Origin of the sequence: Blattabacterium cuenoti, from assembly GCF_014252275.1 — a bacterium.
Taxonomy (GTDB): domain Bacteria; phylum Bacteroidota; class Bacteroidia; order Flavobacteriales; family Blattabacteriaceae; genus Blattabacterium; species Blattabacterium cuenoti_O.
The window spans coordinates 254858-276339 of record NZ_CP059214.1; the positions used below are offsets into that span (position 1 = coordinate 254858).

Below are 21482 nucleotides of genomic sequence, written 5' to 3' on the forward strand. Positions count from 1 at the left end.
GAATAAACAATGAACTATCTTCAATCTATTTTATTAGGAATTATTGAGGGAATTACAGAGTTTTTTCCCATCTCTTCAACAGGACATATGATCCTTATTGCTTCCATGATAGGAATAATAGATGATCAAATAACCAAATTATTTCTTGTTTCGGTACAGTTTGGATCTATTCTATCAATTCTATTTTTATATAGAAAAAAAATATTTTTTCAATATTGGCATTTTTATATCAAAATATTAATTGCCATGTGTCCCGTATGCATACTGGGATTTTTCTTACAACATAGGACTGATTTTCTTATCAAAAATCCGATCATCATTGCTTTATCTCTTTTTATAGGAGGAATCGTAATTTTAAAATGCGAACATATTTATGAAAAAATATCGCATCAAAATAGTCAAAATATCACTTATTATCAGTCTTTTATCGTAGGATTATTTCAATGTCTTGCTTTTATTCCAGGAATTTCAAGAAGTGCGATCACTATTGTTTCTTGTATGATGCAAAATATAAGTCGAGAAAAATCCATTGAATTTTCTTTTTTTTTATCTGTTCCAGTTATTGGAATAGCTACATGTAAAAAATTATTTGACTATTACATAGATCATCAAAATGCCCTTTGTTCTTTTCATAGAGAAGTCAATATTTTATTATTGGGAAATGTATTTTCTTTTCTTACCTCTATAATTGCTATCAAATATTTTATGAAATATTTACAACAAAATAATTTGAAATTATTTGGATATTATCGGATGATTTTTGGTGTTTTTCTCATTATTATACATTATTTCATTAAACCAATAAAAATATTTTGATTGAATATTTACATTTCTCGGAATTTCAAAAGGGAAAAATTTTTTTAGTCGATAAACCATGGGGATGGACTTCGTTCGAAGTGGTAAAGAAAATGAAGAATTTTCTTATCAATTCATTTCCTACAATCCATAATAAGAACTCTTTAAAAATAGGACATGCTGGAACTTTGGATCCTCTTGCAACAGGACTATTAATTATTCTGCTTGGAAAAAAAACAAAAAAAACCGAGGAGATTCATTGTTACAGAAAAATTTATACAGGAATTATTAAATTGGGTTGTGAAACCCCTTCTTTTGATTCCGAAACGAACGAATACAATTTTTCTTCTATCTCACATATTACACCCCATCTTGTTGAAACCGTATCGAAACAATTCATAGGAGAAATCCATCAAATTCCTCCTTCTTTTTCTTCATTAAAAAAAAAAGGAAAAAGATTTTATAAATATGCTAGATTTGGAGAAAAAATGGATTTTATTAGATCGAGAAAAATTACCATTTATCAGTTTCGTACGATCAAAATACGAATCCCTTACATAAAATTTTTTATAGAATGTGGAAAAGGAACGTATATACGATCTTTGGCAAAGGATTTTGGAATAGCACTGAAGAGTACATCATATCTTCTTTCTTTGAGGAGAGAACGTATCGGTAAGTATTCGATCAATCGTAAAGACATGAAAGTTGTCATGAAATTACAAATTTCCAACAAATATCCCTGTTATGTATTCTAAAGACGATGTTTTTTATACCATATATCAAATTTTTTTTGAGATTCTTCATGAGTAAAGGCCCCTTTTCTGACCCCTTCTAATAAATGTTTTTTGAGCAACACACCATTTTTAGAAAAAATAGACTTGACTGTATTTGTTGGTTTTGCACCTTTCATCAACCATGATAACGCATGTTGAATATTCAATACGGTAGAAGGAGGATTGGTATGTGGATTATAACTTCCTATTTTTTCTATAAACCTTCCATTTCGTGGAGAACGAGAATCTGAAACCACTATATGATAAAGAGGGTAATGCTTTTTTCCAACTCTTTTTAAACGTATTTTAACGGACATAAATTCAAATTTTTTACACAAAACAATAAAATGACCTTTTTATAAAGTCATCTAAATTTAAATATAATTATGATGTTTTTGAAAAAAAATGGTATATATTTACATTTTCCGTAGACCCGTTGTGTAACGGTAGCACAGCAGATTTTGGTTCTGTTAGTTGGGGTTCGAGTCCCTGCGGGTCTGTTACCGTTTTCTATCTATATCCTTTTTTTTGATATATGTTGAATTTCTCAAAATGAGTATTGATCATGAATATAAAGAAAGAAAAAGTATTATTTTTCGCTTTTTTAAGTGTTATATCTTGTATATTTTTCCATGTATTAAGGAATTTTTTATACTTGGATAAAGTTACTCTTTGCATGATGAGATGTTTTGTTATTTTTCTTTTCATTCTCTATGCATTTCTAAAAAAAGATTTAACCACTTGGATTTTACTCTCTATTGTTATAGGAATCGAAATAGGATTAGATCTTCCCAAAATTGCTGTAGAACTCAGATTTTTATCTCAAATATTTTTGAGATTGATAAAAACAATTATTGCTCCTATTCTATTTTCCACTTTAGTGGTTGGGATTGCCAGTCATTCCAATATTAAGCAATTAGGAAGTATGGGTTGGAAATCTTTGTTGTATTTTGAAGTTGTTACTACGTTAGCATTATTCATTGGACTTATTGCTATCAATATATCTCAAGCGGGTGTGGGGATAGCAATTCCTTCGGGAATCCATGAGCAACATTTACCAAAAATAGAAAGTAAAACTTGGCAAGAAACCATTCTTCATGTATTTCCAGAAAATTTTATTAAGGCAATTTATCATGGTGATGTTCTTCCAATTGTTGTATTTTCTGTGATATTTGGCATTTCCATGGTTTTTTTAGATGAAAACAAGAGAAATCCCCTTTTATTATTCTCAGAGAGTCTTTCAGAGATTATGTTTAAGTTTACAAAAATTATCATGTATTTTGCTCCCATAGGGGTGGGTTCGGCAATTGCTTATACGGTAGGGCATATGGGATTGGAAATTTTGTATAATTTATTCCAATTATTACTGACTCTGTACATTGCCTTATTTGTTTTTTTACTCGTGGTACTATTTCCTATCCTTCTTTGGATTAAAATTCCTCTCAAGGGATTTGTGAAAGCACTTACCGAACCTGTTTCGTTAGCTTTTGCAACGACAAGTTCCGAATCGGCTTTACCTCTTTTGATGGAGAATTTAGAAAAATTAGGAGTTCCTAGAAAAATTGTTGCTTTCGTCATTCCCACTGGATATAGTTTTAATTTAGATGGTACGACTCTTTATTTATCGTTAGCAACGGTTTTTGTAGCACAAGCGGCTGGAATTCCATTAAGTTTTAGTAAGCAGATATTTATTGGTTTAACATTAATTTTAACTAGTAAAGGGGTTGCAGGTGTTCCCCGAGCTTCGTTAGTTATTCTTTTGGCAACGGTTGCCTCTTTTGGATTACCTAATTGGCCAATATTAGCAATTATTGGAATCGATGAATTAATGGATATGGCGAGGACCACCGTTAACGTTATAGGAAATGGATTAGCTAGTTGTGTGATTGCTCGTTCTGAAGGAGAGTTTAACGATCAAAAAATGTTAGATTATATTAAGAAGGATAAAACAAATTTGTAATTTCAATTTTTATTGAATTTGAAAGAAAAGGATTTTTTTTTGCATAAAAATCAATATGCTATATCAAACAACAAAGAAGGAGAAGTCTTCAAAAGAAGTTCTTCCAATATTGCATTGATCAAATATTGGGGGAAAAAAACAAATACCCTTCAAATCCCTTTAAATTCATCTATTAGTTTTTCCTTAGAAAAAGTATTTACAGGTACCAAACTAAGGTATCATGTAAAAACTCCTCCATACAAAAAAAATTTTTCCGTAAAATTTTTTTTTTTCGGAAAAAAAAAATTCATTTTTTGGAAAAAAATATTGGTATTTTTTTATAGAATTTCTTCCTATTGTTCTTATTTACGAGATTATCATTTTACGATAGAAACTTATAATAACTTTCCACACAGTAGTGGGATTGCTTCTTCCGCGTCATTTATGAGTTCTTTAGCCCTTTGTATCATGGAAATGGAAAAACAATTAGTTCCCTCTTTAACACACAGTTTTTTTTTAAAAAAAGCATCATTTCTCGCTCGATTAGGATCTGGAAGTGCCTGTCGATCGGTATATCCTGGATTAGTGGTTTGGGGAAATCATAAATCTATCATAGGAAGTAACAATCTTTATGCGATTCCATATCCATATAAGATCCATTCTATTTTTCAAAACCTGATCGATACAATTTTAATCATCGATGAAACACCCAAAAAAATTCTAAGTACGCAAGGACACCAATTAATGAATACTCATCCTTATGCTAAAGAAAGATTTAAATGTGCAAATAAGAATATGGATTGCATGATCTCCATATTAGAAATGGGAGATTTTCAAGAGTTTGGAAAATTAATTGAACATGAAGCCCTGACCTTACATGCTATGATCATGACATCTAATCCCTATTTTTTATGGATGAAACCGAATACGGTACAAATTATTCACATGGTATGGGATTTGAGAATACAAAGTAAAAAGAATGTTTATTTCACATTGGATGCAGGCGCCAATATCCATCTTTTATACCCTATGAACGAGCGATTGTTCATTGGAAAATGGATCAAACACGATTTAATGTTCTATTGTAAAAAAATTATTGAAAGCATTTGTTTCTAATTTTTTTTATATTTGTTCCTTTGATATGGTGGACGTAGCTCAGTTGGTTTAGAGCATCAGATTGTGGTTCTGAGGGTCGCCGGTTCGAATCCGGTCGTCCACCCAAAAAGATTAATTCAATAGATTTTTTATTCTCATAAATGCCTCGATGATGGTTGCTTCGGATGAAGCATACGAAATGCGTAAACATTCGTGATCTCCAAAAGCACTTCCACTAACGGTTGCTACATAAATTTTTTCAAGGAGAAACTCCGCAAATTGATTAGCATTTTGAATGATCACCCCATGAATCTCTTTACCAAAAAAAGAAGAAATATTCGGAAATATGTAAAAAGATCCATGGGGTTTATTCCATTGAATTCCATGAATCTCTTGAATCAGATCAAGAACTAGATTTCTTCGTTTTTTAAATTCTTTGATCATATACCCTATGCTTTTGGGATGAGATTTTAATGCTGCAATAGCTGCTCTTTGCGCAATAGAATTTGCACAAGAGGTCATTTGTCCTTGAATTTTATCACAAGACTGTGCTATCCATTCTGGTGCACCTATATATCCAATTCTCCAACCTGTCATAGAAAAGGCTTTTGAGATTCCATTTAATGTAATTACTTGAGGATAGATTTCATGAAAAATTCCTATACTAATAGGATGACTTTTTCCATAATAAATATGCTCATAAATTTCATCGGATAAAATCATGATTTGTGGATGTTTTTTAAAAATTTTTGACAAATTTTTTAATTCTTCATAAGAATACACACTTCCCGTAGGATTGCAAGGAGTACTAAAAATAAATAATTTTGTTCGCTCCGTAATACAACTTTCCAGTTGTTCTGGGGTAATTTTAAAATCATTCTTCATATGTGTAGGAATGATAACGGGATACGCTTCACAAAACTTCACCATCTGATAGTAACTGACCCAATAAGGAGCAGGAATAATGACTTCGTCGTCTTTGTTCAACAAAGAAAGAAGTACATTTATAATCGATTGTTTTGCACCTGTGGAAACAACAATTTGAGATGGAGTATATTTTAATCGATTATCTCTAGAGAATTTTTCGCATATCGTTTCTCTAAGATCCAAATATCCAGAAACAGGGGTATAATAATGATATCCATCATCCATGGCTTGTTTTGCGGCATGTAAAACGAAATCAGGAGGTAAAAAATCCGGTTCTCCTAAACTTAAGTTAATAATGTCATATCCTTTTTTTTTCATTGCTCTCGCTTTGGATGACATTGCTATAGTTTGTGAATAAGATATATTCTTCAAACGATAGGATAATCTATCTTTCATGAATGAAATACAATTTGAAATGCCATACAAATCTAAAGAAATTTGTTGATAATTCATTTTCCTTCCTTCCTACATCTAGGATAGATAGAATAAAATGAATTGATTCTTTTGAAGAACATTAGATGATTTTTATGTAATTCATAAAGTTTTTGAAACATTATAATAGCGATGTTATGTTTTGTTTTATGGATTATCGTAACTGTATTTTTTAGTGTTTTTATAAAAAATTCGTTGATAACATTTTTTGTAGAATAATTTCTATTCGAATAGAAATTATTAAGAAAAGAATGGACCATTCCATTTTTTTGATTTAATGACAAAAAAGTAATTTGTACTGTAAATTATGATAAAGAATCCACATATGAATCTCAAAAAAATTTTCATGAAAAAAGTAAAACAAAAAGGAGGCTGGGTAAATGCTCATGCACATTTAGATCGAGCATATACTTTAACAAAAAAAAATTTTCGATATGCCTATTACCCCCTAAAAAAAAAATGGTATTTAGTCGACGAAATGAAACGTTTATCAACAGAGGAGGATATTTACATCCGTATGGAAAAGGCATTAGAATATTTTTTAATACAAGGAACACAAGCGTTATGTACCTTTATTGATGTAGACGAACTTATTGAAGATCGTGCATTAAAAGCCGCTCAAAAACTAAAAAAAAATTATGGAAGGGATATACAAATTTGTTTTGCAAATCACGTCATGAAAGGTGTGCTTGACAAGAATGCAAAATATTGGTTTGAAAAATCATTAGAGTTTGTCGATATTATCGGTGGATTACCTGCCAAAGACGAAGGAAGAGAAAATGAACACCTCGATATGGTACTGCAAACCGCAAAAATTAAAGGAAAAATGGTCCATGTTCATGTAGATCAATTGAATAGTAGAAAAGAAAAAGAAACCGAACAATTAGCAAAAAAAACCATTGAACATGGAATGCAAGGACGTGTAGTAGCTATCCATAGTATTTCTTTGGCTTCACATTATCAATCTTATCGTTTTCACATTTATAGGATTATGAAAAAAGCAAATTTAATGGTCATCTCGTGTCCCATCGCTTGGATTGATCATGTAAGAAATGAATATTTAACTCCGACTCATAATGCGATTACCCCAGTCGATGAAATGGTTTCTGAAGGAATTTTAGTTGCTGTTGGAACGGATAATATTTGTGATATATACAAACCATTTTCAGATGGAAATCTTTGGATGGAATTACGTGTGATGTTAGAAGCTTGTCATTATTATAATATTGATCATTTAGTCCAAATTGCGACAGTAAATGGATTGAAAGTTTTAGGATTAGAAAAAAAATGAATTATCTTTTTTCCGGACGCATTTGAGGAAAAAATAATACATCTTGAATCGACGTTTGATCAGTAATCAACATTACTAAACGATCAATTCCTATACCGACTCCTGCCGTAGGTGGCATTCCAAATTCTAAAGCACGTAAAAAATCTTGATCAAGAAACATTGATTCATTTGTTTGATCGTTCGATTTGATTTGTTTTTGAAAACGATCCAGTTGATCAATGGGATCATTAAGTTCTGAATAAGCATTGGCAATTTCTTTTCCGTTGATAATCAATTCAAAACGCTCTGTTACGTGTTTTTTATCACGATGTTTTTTCGCTAATGGACTTGTATCTAATGGAAAATCCGTAATAAAAGTAGGATTTATGTAATGTTTTACACACTTTTCTTCAAAAAGATCTTCAATGATTTTAGACTTACTTTGTTGTTCATTTACGTCCATATGACAACTGTTTTTACAGAATTGAAGCAATTCTTTTTTTCCAATGGTTGGGATGTCTAATCCTGTATATTTTTTAATAGAATCTAATATTGCAATACGTGGGAATGGTCTATCGATAGAAACGTGCTGTTTGGATGAAAATTTTTTAAAAATACACTTCATTAGTGTTTCTGTAAAATCCATCATCCAATAATAATCTTTATAAGCAACATAGAGCTCTAAAACGGTAAATTCTGGATTGTGAACACGATCCATTCCTTCATTTCGAAAATTTTTCGAAAATTCATATACTCCATGAAATCCACCAATGATCAGTCGTTTTAAATAAAGTTCATTCGCAATACGTAAATACAAAGGAATTCCAAGGGAATTGTGATATGTAATAAAAGGACGAGCGATCGCACCTCCAGGAATCGTTTGTAATACAGGAGTATCAACTTCTAAATATTCTTTTTCATCTAAAAATTTCCTTATTTCTTGTATGATGCGAGTACGTTGAATAAAGACCTCTTTTACATGGTCATTGACAATTAAATCGACATAACGCATACGATACCGTTGCTCAACATTCGTAAACGCATCATACACTTGTTTTTTATTTTTATCCACCTTGACTTGTGGTAAAGGTCGTATAGATTTAGATAATAAAGTCAGTTGGTTCACATGTATTGTGATTTCCATCATTTGTGTTTTAAATAAAAATCCATGGATTCCTAGGATATCTCCGATATCTATCAATTTTTTGAATAAAACTTGGTAGGCCTCTATTTTTCCGATTTTATCCGAAAAAAAATGATCTTTTTTGAAATAAACTTGGATACTTCCTGTATGGTCTTGAAGTACACCAAACGATGCTTTTCCCAAAATGCGTAAACGCATTAATCTCCCAGCTATATTAACCTTTTCATTTTCTTGAAAAGATTGTTTGATCTTTTTGATAGTAGTCGTAACGATATATTCTTCTGAAGGATATGGATTAATTCCCAATAAACGCAACTTTTTGAGTTTTTTTCTTCTTATAATTTGTTGTTCGGATAGAACGCACATAAGTATATGTATTAAAAAAAATGAAGGTACATTTGTTTTTTTTATTATATAAATTAACGATGGATCAAAAAATCATTTTTTTCGAAGATTTGGGGAAACAGGAATATGAAAGCACTTGGAATTATCAAAAAACATTGTTTTACAACATTATAAAAAAAAAGAAAAATCATCTTTCTTCTCAAGAAGTTGGATACTTGATTTTTGTTGAAAATAATCATCATGTATATACCATCGGTAAAAATGGAAAACAAGAAAAAAATTTACTTGTTTCCTTAGATTTTTTAAAACATATCCACGCAAATCTTTATCAGATAGATCGAGGAGGAGATATTACTTATCATGGACCTGGACAACTACTTGCATATCCTATTTTAGATTTGAATTATTTCTTCAAAGACATTGATAAATATCTTCGTCAATTAGAAGAAGTCATTATCCATTTTTTATGGAAAAACTATGGAATTCAAGGATTAAGAAAAAAAGGATATACTGGAGTTTGGGTCAATCATGGAAAAATATGTGCGATAGGAATTCGTATGAGTCGTTGGGCCACCATGCATGGATTGGCTTTCAACGTAAATACAGATTTACAATATTTTAATTATATTATTCCCTGTGGAATTTCTCAAAATCGAAAAGTGACTTCCTTGAGAAAGGAAATAAAAAACGATCATATTTCTTTTCATGAGGTAAAACAAAAAATCAAAATTTCTTTTCAAGAAATTTTTGAAGTACAATTAATTTCCAGAAAATAAAACAAAAAAGATTTATGACTTTCTATATCATTTCTGCGATCATAATGTTATCCTTATCCATTTGTTTCAGATATACCTTTTGTAAGGTATTTTCAATGCGTTTAGATGAATCTAATTCATTCCTATGGATTTTTATGCGAATATAATTTTCGGTATACCCATAAATATATGGATGATGTTTTCGTATTTTTTCAAATAATACAGTTTTTTTTTTAAAAATTTGTCGTGTACAAAACAATCTATATTTTTTATTGGACAGTAATCTCAACATTCGACTTCTTTTTTTTTGAGTCGTTCTGGATATTTTTTCGGGAATCATCATCGATTTTGTCTTAGGTCTTGGAGAATAAGAAAATATATGCATTGAGGAGATGTCTAATGTTTTTAGAAACAAATAAGTTTCTAAAAAGTTCTCATGTGTTTCTCCAGGAAATCCGACAATAACATCGGAACCTATATACGCATGGGGAAGGAGATCTCGTATATAATGAATTTTTTCTTGATATAATTCTCTTTTATAACGACGATGCATTTTTCTTAAAATTTCATTACTACCCGATTGCAAAGGAATATGAAAATGTGGAACAAAACATTGACTTTTAGATACAAATTCAATACATTCCTTGGTTAATAAGTTCGGTTCAATAGAAGATAAACGTATACGTACTTTGTCTGTTCTTTGTCTTTGATCTTCTTCTATTATGTTGATCAGATCGAAAAATTTATAACGACGTTGTCCTACTCTATAATCTCCAATATTAATTCCTGTTAATACAATTTCTTTGACTCCCTTTTTCAAAAGGATATCAATGTTTTTTAATATATTTTCTATACGTTCAGAACGTGATGGACCTCTTGACATCGGAATAATACAGTAACTACATTTATAATCACATCCATCTTGGATCTTTAAAAAAGATCGTGTTCGATCTCCTACAGAAAAGGAAGGAAAAAAATTATAATTTTTTCTTCTTATTTTAGAAAAAATTTTATTTTTTAATAATCCAACTCTTTCGTTATGAAGATATTCTATAATATGAAATTTTTCTTCATAACCTAAAACCAGATCGACTCCTATCACAGAATAGACCTTTTCAGGATTCAATTGAGCATAACATCCGATAGCTACAATCATGGATTTTGCATTTTGATTTTTAGCATATCGAACAATTCTTTGAAATTCTATTTCTGCATTGTTCGTAACAGAACAACTATTAATAATGTAAATATCTGCAAAACTTTTAAAAGAAACCTTTTGATACAAAGAATCAGAAAATTTTCTTGAGATAGTGGAGGTTTCTGCATAATTGAGTTTGCATCCCATTGTATAAAATGCAATTTTCTTTTTCAAGATTTTTTCTTTTTATGAAAAAAATCGATTACTCCACGAGGATTGGGTTGTAGGGCCTGTTTCCCTTTTTTCCAATTAGCTGGACATACTTCACCACTTTTTTCAAAATATTGAAGAGCATCAATCATACGAAGCGATTCCTCTACATTTCTTCCTAAAGGAAGATCATTAATTAAAAGATGGCGAATAATACTCTTTTTATCTATAATAAATAATCCTCTATATGCAATCAATTCCCCTTGAACTTCCCATTTATCATTCTCATCATTGCAAATCCAATCTCCAGATAATACCCCATAGTTATATGATATAGTCTTATTGATATCAGAGACCATCGGATAAGTGATTCCACGAATTCCACCTTTTTCTTTTGGCATTTGTAACCAGGTCCAATGAGAATATTCTGTATCGGTGGAAACTGCAATGATTTGCACATTTTTCGTTTCAAAATCTTGTATTCTTTCTTGAAAGGCAAAAATTTCTGTAGGACAGACAAAAGTAAAATCTTTAGGATAAAAAAAAAGTAGAATATACTTCTTTCCTTTGAATTGTGATAATGTAAAATTATGCACAATATCTTTTCCATTTAATACGGCACTCGCTGTAAAATTCGGAGCTTTTTTTGAAATTAAAGTTTTCATCTTATTCCAACCAATTTATAATGCAACGAATTTAACAAAAAATATTCAAAACATTAAAAAACCATTTATCATACATAACGATGTAATTTTTTAAGAATCTCATTTTTAAGATGTGTTAAATCCATGATGGTTTTTAAGAAAAATTTACGATCGGAATTTTTATTCATTATATAATGGTCCATTTTTTGTTTTATTATGTGTGAAATGTATAAAGATTGATATCTCAATAAAAGATCATCGAGATATTGTTCTATATGATCCTCATCATAAGAAAATCCCATTTTTTTTAGATTCCATGTGGATAATGAATGAACAGGTTCATTATTTTTTCCATCCAACAAACTCTTTTTATTTTTTGTATGAGAACATACCGTGGAAAATAAATGTTCATGTTTTTTGGATAAAAAACGTATTGTTTGTTTTTTCTTTTGGAAAAATTGTAACAACTTTTCCCCAATTGTAATGGTCCCTCCTTCCTTTTTCAATTTTTTGTGTCCGTATATTAAAATTAATTTAATGATTTTTTTCTCAATAAGAAGAAGTGGAGATCCATCCTGTTTAAATAAACAATTCTTTTTTCTTTCCTGACGTTTCACCGGTATTTTTTGCATTAGGGATTCCTTTTTTTTTTGAAGATTCTGTTTTTTTCTTTGCATTTTGTATAATTCAGAAATAAGAAATTCTTTACGAAGATTAAGAATCTTGGCAGCTTCTTGTAAAAAGAATACTTTTTGAAAAACATTCCCTATTTTCGATAAACCATTTAATATTTTCATTGTAAAACAGGATTTATTTATTGGATCATCTAGATAGAATTTTTCATATATTTTTTGTTGAAAGGAAATAAAATGGTAACTATTCTTTATTAAAACAGATCGTATGCTCGTATGAGAATATTTTTTAGAGATGGAATCCGGATCTTCTCCATCAGGAAGGAATACAATACGTAAATTCATGTGATGATCTAATATGGTTTCAATTAATTTCAAAGTTGCTTGTATTCCTGAATAATCTCCATCATAAAAAATGACAATATTGTTTGTAAATTTTTTAATTAATCGAAGATGATTTATGGTTAATGCGGTTCCAGAAGAAGAAACTACATTTTTTATTCCTGATTGATGCAAAGCCATCACATCGGTATATCCTTCCACCACATAACAAAAATTTTCTTTCAAGATGTTTCTTTTAGACTGAAATAAACCATATAACATTTCCCCTTTTTTAAAAATAGAACTTTCTGAAGAATTGATATATTTCGCATAACGAGACGTGTCATCGATATTTCTACCTCCAAATCCAATGATTTTTCCTGATAGATTATGGATAGGAAACATGATCCGTTGACGGAAACAATCAAAATAATTACTTCTTCTATATGAAGTTAATCCCGAGGATATTAATTGTTGCAATTTAAATCCTTTTTTTAATGCGTTACGTGTTAAAGATGTCCAAGAAACCGGTGCATATCCTAATTCAAAAGATTTGATAACATCCATTTTAAATCCTCTTTTGTTTATGAGATAACACAATCCATTTTTCTTTCCTTCTTGAGTAAGAAATAATTGATGAACAAAAAAATTTTTTGCATAATCTTGCATTAGATATAATATTTTTTCCTGTTGTTTCCTTTTTCGATCCTTTTCATTAAAAGAAATGCCTCCTACCTTCTCATTTATATCAATATGATATTTATGAGCTAAATAACGTAAGGATTCTACATAATTCAATCGTTCATGTTCCATAAGAAAATTAATCACATCGCCCCCTTTTCCAGAACTAAAATCTTTCCATATTTTTTTTATAGGAGAAACGATGAATGAAGGATTCTTTTCTTCAGAAAATGGACTCAATCCTCTATAATTCAATCCACTTTTTTTCAATTCTACAAAATCCCCAATGACCTCTTCGATACAAACAGCCGATAGAATTTTATTTTTTTCTTCATAAGAAATCATGTGGAATATCCTAATTTCATTTTTTGAATGATTCTTTGCGGATTTTCATCCGAAAAAATAGTAGTTCCTGATACCAATATATCTGCACCATTTTTAAACAATAAAGAAGCGTTTTCTAAATTAATCCCTCCATCCACTTCAATAAGTGCAGAGGAATTGTGCTTTAAGATGAGATCTTTAGTTTCTTCTAATTTTTGATAAGTATGAGAAAGAAACCTTTGTCCTCCAAAACCAGGATTTACACTCATTAATAACACAAAATCTATATCATTAATAATATCTTTCAAAAGAAATACAGACGTGTGTGGATTGATCGCCACACCAACTTTTAATCCGGATCCTTTAATAGCAAAAATGGTTTGATGTAAATGCATACACGCTTCGTAATGAATATGTAAATGATCGGCACCACTATTTTTAAATTGTTCTACATATCTTTCCGGTTGAAAAATCATTAAATGAACATCCATGGGTTTATGAATATATTTTTTGACAAATTTTGCAAATAATGATCCAAATGAAATATTATCAACAAAGGAAGAATCCATAATATCCACATGGACCCAATCGGCTTCACTATGATTAATCATTTCGATCTCTCGATATAAAAAAGCTAAATTAGAAGATAGCAATGATGGAGCTATAATTTTTTTCATCTTTGTTTTATAATTAGGAAATTACGTGTTTCTATATGATCATTTTTCCCACCATCCTGTGTTAGAAAACCCTCCATCATGATATAAATTTTGCATCGTAACTTTTCTAGTTAAATCCGAAAATAATGTAATGATATAATTTGCACAATCTTTTGAAGAAGCATTTCCTAATGGAGAGATTTGATCGGAGAACATATAAAAATTATTAAATCCTTGAATTGATTTGGAAGATTTCGTGATACAAGGAGATTGTGAAACCGTATTGACTCTTACTTTTTCTTCCCTTCCCCAATAATATCCAAAATTTCTTGCAATGCTTTCTAGATAAGATTTGTAATCGGACATATCTCCATAACATGGATAACTTCGTTGAGAAGCAATATAAGTTAAAGCAACAATAGATCCCCACTTATTCATTGCGTTTTTTTCCCAAGCTATTTTCATAATTTTATGAAAAGAAACGGAAGAAATGTCCCATCCTTTTCGTAAAAATTCATAATCTAAATAAGGATATTTCTTTCCTTTTCTTATATTTACAGACATCGCAATGGAATGTAATAAAAAATCAATTTTTCCTCCAAAAAAATCTAATGTTTTTTCAAATAACATATCAAGATCCGAAAGAGAAGTAGCATCGGCAGGAATAATCATCGATTTTGTTTTATGAGATAATTCATGAAGTCTTCCCATTCTAAGAGAAATTGGCGTATTGGTTAATATGAAACGAGCTTGTTCTTCATGAGCACGTTCTGCTACTTTCCAAGCAATAGAATGCTCATCTAATGCACCAAAGATAATTCCCTTTTTTCCTTGTAATAAATTATAAGACATATTCGTATTTAATTTTTTAAATGAAAAATTTCTTGTATCATAGGAATACAATCTAACTTTTCCCATGGGAAAAGTTCTACTTCTTTTTTGATTGTATTTCCTGAAATTCCTGGAAAATATTTGAACACTTTCTTCGGGGTTTTTCCCATATGTCCATATACTGAGGTTTCTTCATATATTGGTTGACGAAGTTGAAATTTTTTTTCGATGGCATAAGGACGTAAATCAAAATTGTCCCTAATATGCAATGCAATGGATGCATCATCGAAAATTGATGTTCCATAGGAATTCACAAATATTCCTAACGGTCGTGAAATGCCTGCGGCATAAGAAATTTGTATCAATAATTCCTTCGATATTCCTGCAGCAACCATATTTTTTGCAATATGACGTGCGGCATATGCTCCTGAACGATCCAATTTTGATGGATCTTTTCCCGAAAATGCACCACCACCATGAGCCCCTCTTCCTCCATAAGTATCCACGATAATTTTTCTACCCGTTAATCCAGTATCTCCATGAGGACCACCAATCACAAATTTTCCCGTAGAATTAATATAATATTTTGTTTTTTCCGTAAATAATTGATGCATATTGGGATAAGGAAAATTTTTTCTCACTCTTGGAATCAAAATACTTCGTACATCTTGTACAATTTTTTGATGCATTTTCTCTTTTGAATCAAATTCATCGTGTTGTGTAGAAAGGACTACCGTGTGAATATGAAAAGGTATATGTTTTTTTGAATATTCTAAAGTTATTTGTGACTTTGCATCGGGACGTAAATACGTCATGACTTTACCTTCGTTTCTAATCTTAGAAAGTTCTTTGAGTACATGATGAGATAATTCTAATGATAAAGGCATGTAATTCTCGGTTTCTTTGATAGCATATCCAAAAACAATACACTGATCTCCCGCACCAATTTCTTCTTTTTTATAAATTCCCTCACGTAAGTCTGAGGATTGTTTTTGAATAGAAGAAAAAATTCCACATGAATCTGCATGAAATTTATAATCGTGTTTGATATATCCTATTTTTCGAAGAAGGTTACGAGCAATTTCTTGAACATTGATGAAGATTGAAGAATGAACTTCTCCAGCAATAATAATTTGTCCGTTCGTTACTAATGTTTCTATAGCAACTTTAGCATATGGATCATTTGCTAAAAAATGATCCAATATTGCATCCGATATTTGATCGGAAATTTTATCAGGATGACCTTCTGAGACAGATTCACTGGTAAATAAATACGACATGTTTTTGACTATTCTTTATTCCTTCAATCCTTCTTTCTTTATTCTCTGATGGTATTTTGAACATTAATAGAGGCTTGATGTAAAAGTTGAAAAATTCCTTCTAAAAATTTCTCAGAAAGACCTAAACTCCTGCCTAAATTCATGGATTTATCCATAACAGATTTCCAACGATCTGGTTGAAGTGTATCAATATCTGAAGATTTTTTAATACTCCCCAATTTTTTGGCAATATGCATTCTTTCTGATAAAAGAAAAATCAGATTTTCATCTATTTCATCAATAAAAATTCTTAAAGAATTTAAGTTTATTTCACTTCCTTTAGGATCTTCTTCAACGTTGTTGATGGTTTTTTGTAACATGTCTAAAAGATGCTCTGGAGTCACCTGTTGATCGGCATCACTCCAAGCATGAATGGGATCACAATGACTTTCAATCATTAATCCATCATATTGAAAATGAAATGCTTTTTTCATGATATCAATTAATCCTATTTTATTTCCACAAATATGTGAAGGATCACATATAATGGGAACATCTGGAACCATCTCTCTAAATTTTGAAATCACATCCCAACAAGGTGTATTTCTGTATTGAGAATGTTTATACGTATAAAATCCCCGATGAATGACTCCTAACTTTCTTACCCCTTTCATGAATAAACGTTCTAACGCACCTATCCACAAATCTATATCAGGATGAATCGGATTCTTGATTAAGACAATCCTATCTCGATCTCCTTCAAGAGCATTGGCAATTTCTTGAATGGTAAAAGGACTTGCTGTACTTCTTGCACCAATCCAAAGAACATCAATATCAAAAGATAAACATAATTTTACATGTTCTGCATTCGCTACTTCGGTTGCCACCAGCATTCCAGTCTTTTTCTTGACTTTTTTCATCCATTCTAACCCTTCTTGACCAATCCCCTCAAAATTATTGGGTTTTGTTCTAGGCTTCCATATCCCTGCACGAAAAATTCGAACATATTGAATATTTTTCAATCTTTGTGCCGTATCTAAAATTTGCTTTTCATTTTCTGCACTGCAAGGTCCTGATATAATGAATGGTTGATCATTATTATCAACCCATGATCTATCTATATTTTTATTTAAAATATCTTTTTCCATCACGAAATATTTAATTTACACATATTTTTTATCTTTTATACTGTTGGCTTTTTTGAGATAATGAAAAATTTCATGAAATTTTTTGTTTAATAAATAATATCTAAATTCTTCTAAAACATGGATATACCCATTGATTGCCTGAATCATATTATTTCTATTCGATGCAAAGATCGGTAGCCATGTTTTAGGATTGCTTTTAGCTAAACGTATAGTAGAATATAATCCACTTCCCATCATGGTATTTACTATTTTTTCTTTTTTGAAAAACTTTTTTAAGATGGTACGTGCTAAAGAAAAAGAAAGAACATGTGGTAAATGCGAAATATAAGAAATATACAAATCATGTTCTTCAGAAGTTGTGTGAATAATTCGCATTTTCATTGTAGAATAGATTTGTTTTACAAGAGATAAGGCCTCACCATCACTGAATTGAGCATCACAAATAATACAATTTTTTTTCAAAAAAAGATCGGAATCAGCAAACATAGGTCCAGAATGTTCAATTCCTGCAATGGGATGTGTTGCCACAAATCTCCTTCTTTGAGGATGATGAAGAATACTCTTACATAAATCTTGTTTCGTAGACCCTGTATCCAAAACTACGGAACTATTTGAAATTTTATTCAAAATATTAGGAAGTATTTTTTGAATGGCATCTACTGGAATCGATAAAATGATAATATTGGACTCTAATAAAAGATCCTCTAAAGGAAGAATTTTATCGACAATTCCTAATTTAACGGCATGCGATGCATTTGTTGGATTTGCATCCATTCCGAACACGGAATGTGCAAAATTAGATTTTCGCAAATTTAACCCCATTGACCCCCCAATCAACCCTAATCCGATAATGCCAATATTCATGAAATAATTCTTTTTTTAGCTTGATATAAAATATTTATAGGACAACAGATAGAAAACCTTACGTATCCTTTTCCATTATCTCCAAAAATCCTTCCAGGAGTAATAAATATATGATATTTTTTGAAAAATTCTTCCGACCATTTTTCCTCATTTTTTGAGGGTCCTTTTAATTTTGCCCAAACAAAAATTCCCGAACATTCTTTCGAATAATCTAAAGATAGATAATCACAGATTTTCCATATAATTTTTCGACGTTTTTCATATTCCTTATTCAAGGTTCGAAACCATGCTATTCTATGGTTCATGGCTTCTATCGCACCCATTTGTATGGGATAGTACATTCCAGAATCCATTTGGCTCTTTGCTTTTAAAATATTTTTAATAAACTTATGTTTTCCTATAACCATTCCAATCCTCCATCCAGGCATATTGTAACTTTTGCTTAAAGAATTTAACTCTAACGCAATTTCTTTCGCTTCTTTTATATTAAAAATACTTAAATAACGCGTTTTGTTCAATATGAAACTATAAGGATTATCATAAACTAATAAAATTCGTTTTTTTATTGCAAAATGAACGATTTTTTTTAATTCCTTCCAGGAAATCACTGCACCAGTAGGCATATGTGGATAATTGAGCCACATGATCTTTACTTTAGATAGATTTATAGATTCTAATGCTTTTAGATTAGGAATCCAATGGGTTTTTTCATCAAGATTATAATAAATAATCTCTGCTCCTAAAAGATGGGAAATAGATGAATATGAGGGATATCCAGGATTAGGGATTAAGACTTGATCTCCTTTTTCTAAATAGGACATACTGATCTGCATAATGCCTTCTTTAGATCCCATTAAAGGTAAAATTTCTTTTTGAGGATCTATACATACCTGATACATGTGATGATACCATTGAGCAATTGCCTGTCGTAAGGGATCAATTCCAATATAACTTTGATATGAATTAGCATAAGAACGTTCCGAGGCTTCTTTCATTTTTTGTATCACTCCATTGGGAGGAGAAAGATCTGGATTTCCAATTCCTAAATTAATTACAACAATTCCCTTCTTTTCTAGTTCTTGAATTTCTTGTATTTTTTTTGAAAAAAAATATTCCGATATTTTATGCATTCTTTTTGCTACTGCAATCATGATATTCTAATTATCCCGTTTTGATATTCTCCCATAATTGATAATTGATGTAGACAAGGAATTTTTTGAATGTCTTGTTTCATTCTATGATAATTTTTGATATTATTAAATATCAAATCGATATAAAACGTATATTCCCAAGGTCTTGTGAGTATTGGAATAGATTGTATTTTTGTCATATTGATTCCAAGATTGGATATAAAACTTAATATATGAGATAAACTCCCAATCGTATGCAATATTTTGAATGTTAATGAAGCTTTGTTAAAATAACATTTACGATTCACATAATGACTGGTAATTACAAAAAATCTTGTAAAATTTTTTGTAACGGTTTGTATATTTTCGGAAATAATTTCCAACCCATATTCTTTTGCGGCCATTTCGGAGGCAATAGCCGCAATTCCTCGTTTTTTGCATGAAGCAATATATTTTGCTGCAGAAGCAGTATCCGAATATTCGGAAATTTTCATATGGGGATGTGCATCAAGAAATAATTCACATTGTAAAATTGCCATTGGATGAGAATAGATTTCTTTGATATCTCCTATTTTTTGTCCAGGATATGCCATTAAATAATGGTTTATGGGCATATAAACTTCTCCGACGATCTTTAAATTATATTCCGATAATAGACTGTAATTGGATAAAATAGTTCCTGCTATTGTGTTTTCGATGGCCATAATTCCTATATCTACATTTGAATTAGCGACCGAAAACGCCAATTTCCTAAACGTAGAACATTCCGTCAAATGAAAATGACATCCTTGAAAATACCTCGATGCCGCAGCATGATGAAAACACCCCTTCACTCCTTGTATAGCGATCTTTTTCATGAAACAAAGAAAAATATCAGCATTGAAAATTGAAAAACATTGATTTTCTCAAAAAGACTTCACTCCAAAGATAAAGAATTATTCCATTTCATGCAATTATCTTCTAAATGGTGGACGAACAATCCAAAGACCTCGTTTCTAAGATTGATATTCCTTACAAAAAAGAATAGAATCTTACGAACGTTCTATAATTTGAAATTTTAAAACGAATTCACATGTTTTATGCAAACGAATATTTGCATAGTACTTTCCAATCGTTTTAATAGACTTATTTCCCGGAATGCGAATAAATTTTTTTTCTATCGAAATTCCTTTTTCCTCTTTTAAAATTTTCACAATATGTTGATTGTTGATGGACCCAAAAAGTTTTCCTTCTTTTCCAACTTTTACTGGTATGGTTAAAACCACCTCTTTTAATTTTTCTTCTATGTTTTTCGATTGCTCAATCAAAAAACCTTCTTTTTTAGCTCGTTGTTTAAATATTTCTTGAATATTTTTAATATATCCGGGAGACGCAGGAACTGCAAATCCTTTAGGAATGAGGTAATTCCTCGCATAACCAGGTTTTACATCCAATTCATCATATTGAAATCCTAAGTTTTCTACGTCTTTTTTTAAGATAATTTTCATGCTGTTATTATACTTATCTCAAATCGTCTGTAATAAAAGGTAACAAACCAATTTGTCGACATCTTTTGATGGCTGAATTTAACTTATGTTGATATTTTTGTAAAGTACCGGTAATACGACGAGGTAATATTTTCCCTTGTTCATTTAAAAATTTTATTAAAAAATCCGGATCTTTATAGTCTATATATTTAATGTTTCTTTTTTCAAAATAACAATATTTTTTTATTACTTTTGTTTCTATTTTGATAGGAGATAAATATCTTAATTCACTTTCTTTTTCTTTCTCCTTTTTTGAGGAATTGTTCTCATCTTCCGGGAAAAATATCATCATACTTCTTCACGATTTTTTAAATTTTTTCTTCTTTTTTCGGCATATGCTATCCCATATTTATCTAATTTTACCGTCAAAAAACGTAATATACGCTCATCTTGTTTGAATTTTATTTCTAACTCGTAAATTAAATTTGAAGGAAATAAAAATTCAAATAAATGAAAACAACCGCTTTGTTTCTTTTTAATCGGATATGCTAATTTTTTTAATCCCCAATGTTCTTGATGGATAATGGATCCTTTTTGTTGTATTAAAAAATTTTCATACTCCTTTACAGTTTTTTTGGCTTGATCATCAGATAAAATCGGGGTGATGACGAGTATATTTTCATAATGTCTCAACATTAAAAAT

The 21482-nt window shown here is 30.3% G+C and carries 22 protein-coding genes and 2 tRNA genes; 8 read left to right on the forward strand and 16 right to left on the reverse strand.

What is annotated here, in order from left to right; genetic code table 11:
• Positions 1-9 precede the first annotated feature (9 nt).
• Together H0H42_RS01205 and truB are read left to right on the forward strand one after the other, a co-directional pair.
• On the forward strand, positions 10-816 hold the full coding sequence (locus H0H42_RS01205; RefSeq protein ID WP_185868713.1) for an undecaprenyl-diphosphate phosphatase: 807 nt from the start codon (positions 10-12) through the stop codon (positions 814-816).
• On the forward strand, positions 813-1550 hold the full coding sequence (gene truB, locus H0H42_RS01210; RefSeq protein WP_185868714.1) for a tRNA pseudouridine(55) synthase TruB: 738 nt from the start codon (positions 813-815) through the stop codon (positions 1548-1550). Before H0H42_RS01205 ends, truB begins: the two co-directional genes overlap by 4 nt.
• Here the strand turns inward: truB and rpsP are convergent.
• On the reverse strand, positions 1547-1885 hold the full coding sequence (gene rpsP / locus H0H42_RS01215; protein ID WP_185868715.1) for a 30S ribosomal protein S16: 339 nt from the start codon (positions 1883-1885) through the stop codon (positions 1547-1549). The two genes, truB and rpsP, sit on opposite strands and share 4 nt — an antisense overlap.
• A gap of 112 nt (positions 1886-1997) precedes the next feature.
• On the opposite strand from rpsP, the gene H0H42_RS01220 reads away from it, so the two are divergent.
• From H0H42_RS01220 to H0H42_RS01235, 4 genes are all read left to right on the forward strand, one after another.
• Positions 1998-2068: transfer RNA gene (locus tag H0H42_RS01220), tRNA-Gln, on the forward strand.
• A gap of 65 nt (positions 2069-2133) precedes the next feature.
• Positions 2134-3528 (forward strand): dicarboxylate/amino acid:cation symporter, encoded by a 1395-nt coding sequence (locus H0H42_RS01225; protein WP_185868716.1) that lies wholly within the window; start codon positions 2134-2136, stop codon positions 3526-3528.
• 18 nt (positions 3529-3546) lie between these two features.
• Positions 3547-4623 carry a diphosphomevalonate/mevalonate 3,5-bisphosphate decarboxylase family protein gene (locus H0H42_RS01230; protein WP_185868717.1) on the forward strand — a complete coding sequence of 359 codons (1077 nt, stop codon included), beginning with the start codon at positions 3547-3549 and terminating at the stop codon, positions 4621-4623.
• A 28-nt stretch (positions 4624-4651) separates the two neighbouring features.
• A tRNA-His gene (locus tag H0H42_RS01235) sits at positions 4652-4726 on the forward strand.
• Between the two features lie 8 nt (positions 4727-4734).
• Here H0H42_RS01235 and H0H42_RS01240 read toward each other — a convergent pair.
• Positions 4735-5925: a pyridoxal phosphate-dependent aminotransferase gene (locus H0H42_RS01240; RefSeq protein ID WP_185868753.1), complete on the reverse strand. Its 1191-nt coding sequence runs from the start codon at positions 5923-5925 to the stop codon at positions 4735-4737.
• Positions 5926-6286: 361 nt separating this feature from the next.
• Between H0H42_RS01240 and H0H42_RS01245 the strand changes: the two genes are divergently transcribed.
• Entirely contained in the window at positions 6287-7252 is a 966-nt protein-coding gene (locus H0H42_RS01245) for an amidohydrolase family protein (RefSeq protein ID WP_185868718.1), read from the forward strand.
• Between the two features lies 1 nt (position 7253).
• On the opposite strand, the gene lysS is transcribed toward H0H42_RS01245, so the two are convergent.
• Complete coding sequence (gene lysS, locus H0H42_RS01250) at positions 7254-8741, reverse strand: lysine--tRNA ligase (protein WP_185868719.1); 1488 nt, start codon at positions 8739-8741, stop codon at positions 7254-7256.
• A gap of 59 nt (positions 8742-8800) precedes the next feature.
• Here lysS and lipB point away from each other — a divergent pair, with 59 nt between their 5' ends.
• A complete protein-coding gene (gene lipB, locus H0H42_RS01255) occupies positions 8801-9496 on the forward strand; it encodes a lipoyl(octanoyl) transferase LipB (protein ID WP_185868754.1) in 696 nt (231 codons plus the stop codon).
• A gap of 22 nt (positions 9497-9518) precedes the next feature.
• Here lipB and mtaB read toward each other — a convergent pair whose 3' ends face one another.
• The 13 genes from mtaB to rpsF form a co-directional block, all read right to left on the reverse strand.
• Positions 9519-10850 carry a tRNA (N(6)-L-threonylcarbamoyladenosine(37)-C(2))-methylthiotransferase MtaB gene (mtaB, locus tag H0H42_RS01260; protein WP_185868755.1) on the reverse strand — a complete coding sequence of 444 codons (1332 nt, stop codon included), beginning with the start codon at positions 10848-10850 and terminating at the stop codon, positions 9519-9521.
• Positions 10844-11488 (reverse strand): peroxiredoxin, encoded by a 645-nt coding sequence (locus tag H0H42_RS01265; RefSeq protein ID WP_185868720.1) that lies wholly within the window; start codon positions 11486-11488, stop codon positions 10844-10846. The genes mtaB and H0H42_RS01265 overlap by 7 nt, the downstream gene beginning before the upstream one ends.
• 68 nt (positions 11489-11556) lie before the next feature.
• A complete protein-coding gene (gene dnaG / locus H0H42_RS01270; protein ID WP_185868721.1) occupies positions 11557-13446 on the reverse strand; it encodes a DNA primase in 1890 nt (629 codons plus the stop codon).
• Positions 13443-14102: a ribulose-phosphate 3-epimerase gene (rpe, locus tag H0H42_RS01275; RefSeq protein ID WP_185868722.1), complete on the reverse strand. Its 660-nt coding sequence runs from the start codon at positions 14100-14102 to the stop codon at positions 13443-13445. Before rpe ends, dnaG begins: the two co-directional genes overlap by 4 nt.
• A gap of 39 nt (positions 14103-14141) precedes the next feature.
• Positions 14142-14933: an enoyl-ACP reductase FabI gene (locus H0H42_RS01280; protein WP_185868723.1), complete on the reverse strand. Its 792-nt coding sequence runs from the start codon at positions 14931-14933 to the stop codon at positions 14142-14144.
• Between the two features lie 8 nt (positions 14934-14941).
• Positions 14942-16192 carry a methionine adenosyltransferase gene (gene metK, locus H0H42_RS01285; protein WP_185868724.1) on the reverse strand — a complete coding sequence of 417 codons (1251 nt, stop codon included), beginning with the start codon at positions 16190-16192 and terminating at the stop codon, positions 14942-14944.
• A gap of 38 nt (positions 16193-16230) precedes the next feature.
• The gene (locus H0H42_RS01290; RefSeq protein ID WP_185868725.1) at positions 16231-17319 is read right to left on the reverse strand and encodes a chorismate mutase; all 1089 of its coding nucleotides are present in this window, start codon (positions 17317-17319) and stop codon (positions 16231-16233) included.
• 15 nt (positions 17320-17334) lie between these two features.
• Positions 17335-18183, reverse strand: coding sequence for a prephenate dehydrogenase (locus tag H0H42_RS01295; RefSeq protein WP_185868726.1), 849 nt, complete (start codon positions 18181-18183; stop codon positions 17335-17337).
• On the reverse strand, positions 18180-19334 hold the full coding sequence (locus H0H42_RS01300; RefSeq protein WP_185868727.1) for a pyridoxal phosphate-dependent aminotransferase: 1155 nt from the start codon (positions 19332-19334) through the stop codon (positions 18180-18182). Before H0H42_RS01300 ends, H0H42_RS01295 begins: the two co-directional genes overlap by 4 nt.
• Positions 19331-20170 (reverse strand): prephenate dehydratase, encoded by an 840-nt coding sequence (locus H0H42_RS01305; protein WP_185868728.1) that lies wholly within the window; start codon positions 20168-20170, stop codon positions 19331-19333. The genes H0H42_RS01300 and H0H42_RS01305 overlap by 4 nt, the downstream gene beginning before the upstream one ends.
• A 174-nt stretch (positions 20171-20344) precedes the next feature.
• Positions 20345-20800 carry a 50S ribosomal protein L9 gene (rplI, locus tag H0H42_RS01310; protein WP_185868729.1) on the reverse strand — a complete coding sequence of 152 codons (456 nt, stop codon included), beginning with the start codon at positions 20798-20800 and terminating at the stop codon, positions 20345-20347.
• Positions 20801-20813: 13 nt separating this feature from the next.
• On the reverse strand, positions 20814-21131 hold the full coding sequence (gene rpsR, locus H0H42_RS01315) for a 30S ribosomal protein S18 (RefSeq protein ID WP_394798843.1): 318 nt from the start codon (positions 21129-21131) through the stop codon (positions 20814-20816).
• On the reverse strand, positions 21128-21475 hold the full coding sequence (rpsF, locus tag H0H42_RS01320; RefSeq protein ID WP_185868730.1) for a 30S ribosomal protein S6: 348 nt from the start codon (positions 21473-21475) through the stop codon (positions 21128-21130). Before rpsF ends, rpsR begins: the two co-directional genes overlap by 4 nt.
• Positions 21476-21482 lie beyond the last annotated feature (7 nt).

Bases quoted from the DNA above. Each gene is read 5' to 3' on its own strand.
- H0H42_RS01205 (WP_185868713.1), top strand. From the start codon at position 10: ATGAACTATCTTCAATCTATTTTATTAGGAATTATTGAGGGAATTACA.
- rpsP (WP_185868715.1), bottom strand. From the start codon at position 1,885: ATGTCCGTTAAAATACGTTTAAAAAGAGTTGGAAAAAAGCATTACCCT.
- H0H42_RS01225 (WP_185868716.1), top strand. From the start codon at position 2,134: ATGAATATAAAGAAAGAAAAAGTATTATTTTTCGCTTTTTTAAGTGTT.
- H0H42_RS01240 (WP_185868753.1), bottom strand. From the start codon at position 5,925: ATGAAAGATAGATTATCCTATCGTTTGAAGAATATATCTTATTCACAA.
- H0H42_RS01245 (WP_185868718.1), top strand. From the start codon at position 6,287: ATGAATCTCAAAAAAATTTTCATGAAAAAAGTAAAACAAAAAGGAGGC.
- lysS (WP_185868719.1), bottom strand. From the start codon at position 8,741: ATGTGCGTTCTATCCGAACAACAAATTATAAGAAGAAAAAAACTCAAA.
- lipB (WP_185868754.1), top strand. From the start codon at position 8,801: ATGGATCAAAAAATCATTTTTTTCGAAGATTTGGGGAAACAGGAATAT.
- H0H42_RS01265 (WP_185868720.1), bottom strand. From the start codon at position 11,488: ATGAAAACTTTAATTTCAAAAAAAGCTCCGAATTTTACAGCGAGTGCC.
- dnaG (WP_185868721.1), bottom strand. From the start codon at position 13,446: ATGATTTCTTATGAAGAAAAAAATAAAATTCTATCGGCTGTTTGTATC.
- rpe (WP_185868722.1), bottom strand. From the start codon at position 14,102: ATGAAAAAAATTATAGCTCCATCATTGCTATCTTCTAATTTAGCTTTT.
- H0H42_RS01280 (WP_185868723.1), bottom strand. From the start codon at position 14,933: ATGTCTTATAATTTATTACAAGGAAAAAAGGGAATTATCTTTGGTGCA.
- metK (WP_185868724.1), bottom strand. From the start codon at position 16,192: ATGTCGTATTTATTTACCAGTGAATCTGTCTCAGAAGGTCATCCTGAT.
- H0H42_RS01290 (WP_185868725.1), bottom strand. From the start codon at position 17,319: ATGGAAAAAGATATTTTAAATAAAAATATAGATAGATCATGGGTTGAT.
- H0H42_RS01295 (WP_185868726.1), bottom strand. From the start codon at position 18,183: ATGAATATTGGCATTATCGGATTAGGGTTGATTGGGGGGTCAATGGGG.
- H0H42_RS01300 (WP_185868727.1), bottom strand. From the start codon at position 19,334: ATGATTGCAGTAGCAAAAAGAATGCATAAAATATCGGAATATTTTTTT.
- H0H42_RS01305 (WP_185868728.1), bottom strand. From the start codon at position 20,170: ATGAAAAAGATCGCTATACAAGGAGTGAAGGGGTGTTTTCATCATGCT.
- rplI (WP_185868729.1), bottom strand. From the start codon at position 20,800: ATGAAAATTATCTTAAAAAAAGACGTAGAAAACTTAGGATTTCAATAT.
- rpsR (WP_394798843.1), bottom strand. From the start codon at position 21,131: ATGATGATATTTTTCCCGGAAGATGAGAACAATTCCTCAAAAAAGGAG.
- rpsF (WP_185868730.1), bottom strand. From the start codon at position 21,475: ATGTTGAGACATTATGAAAATATACTCGTCATCACCCCGATTTTATCT.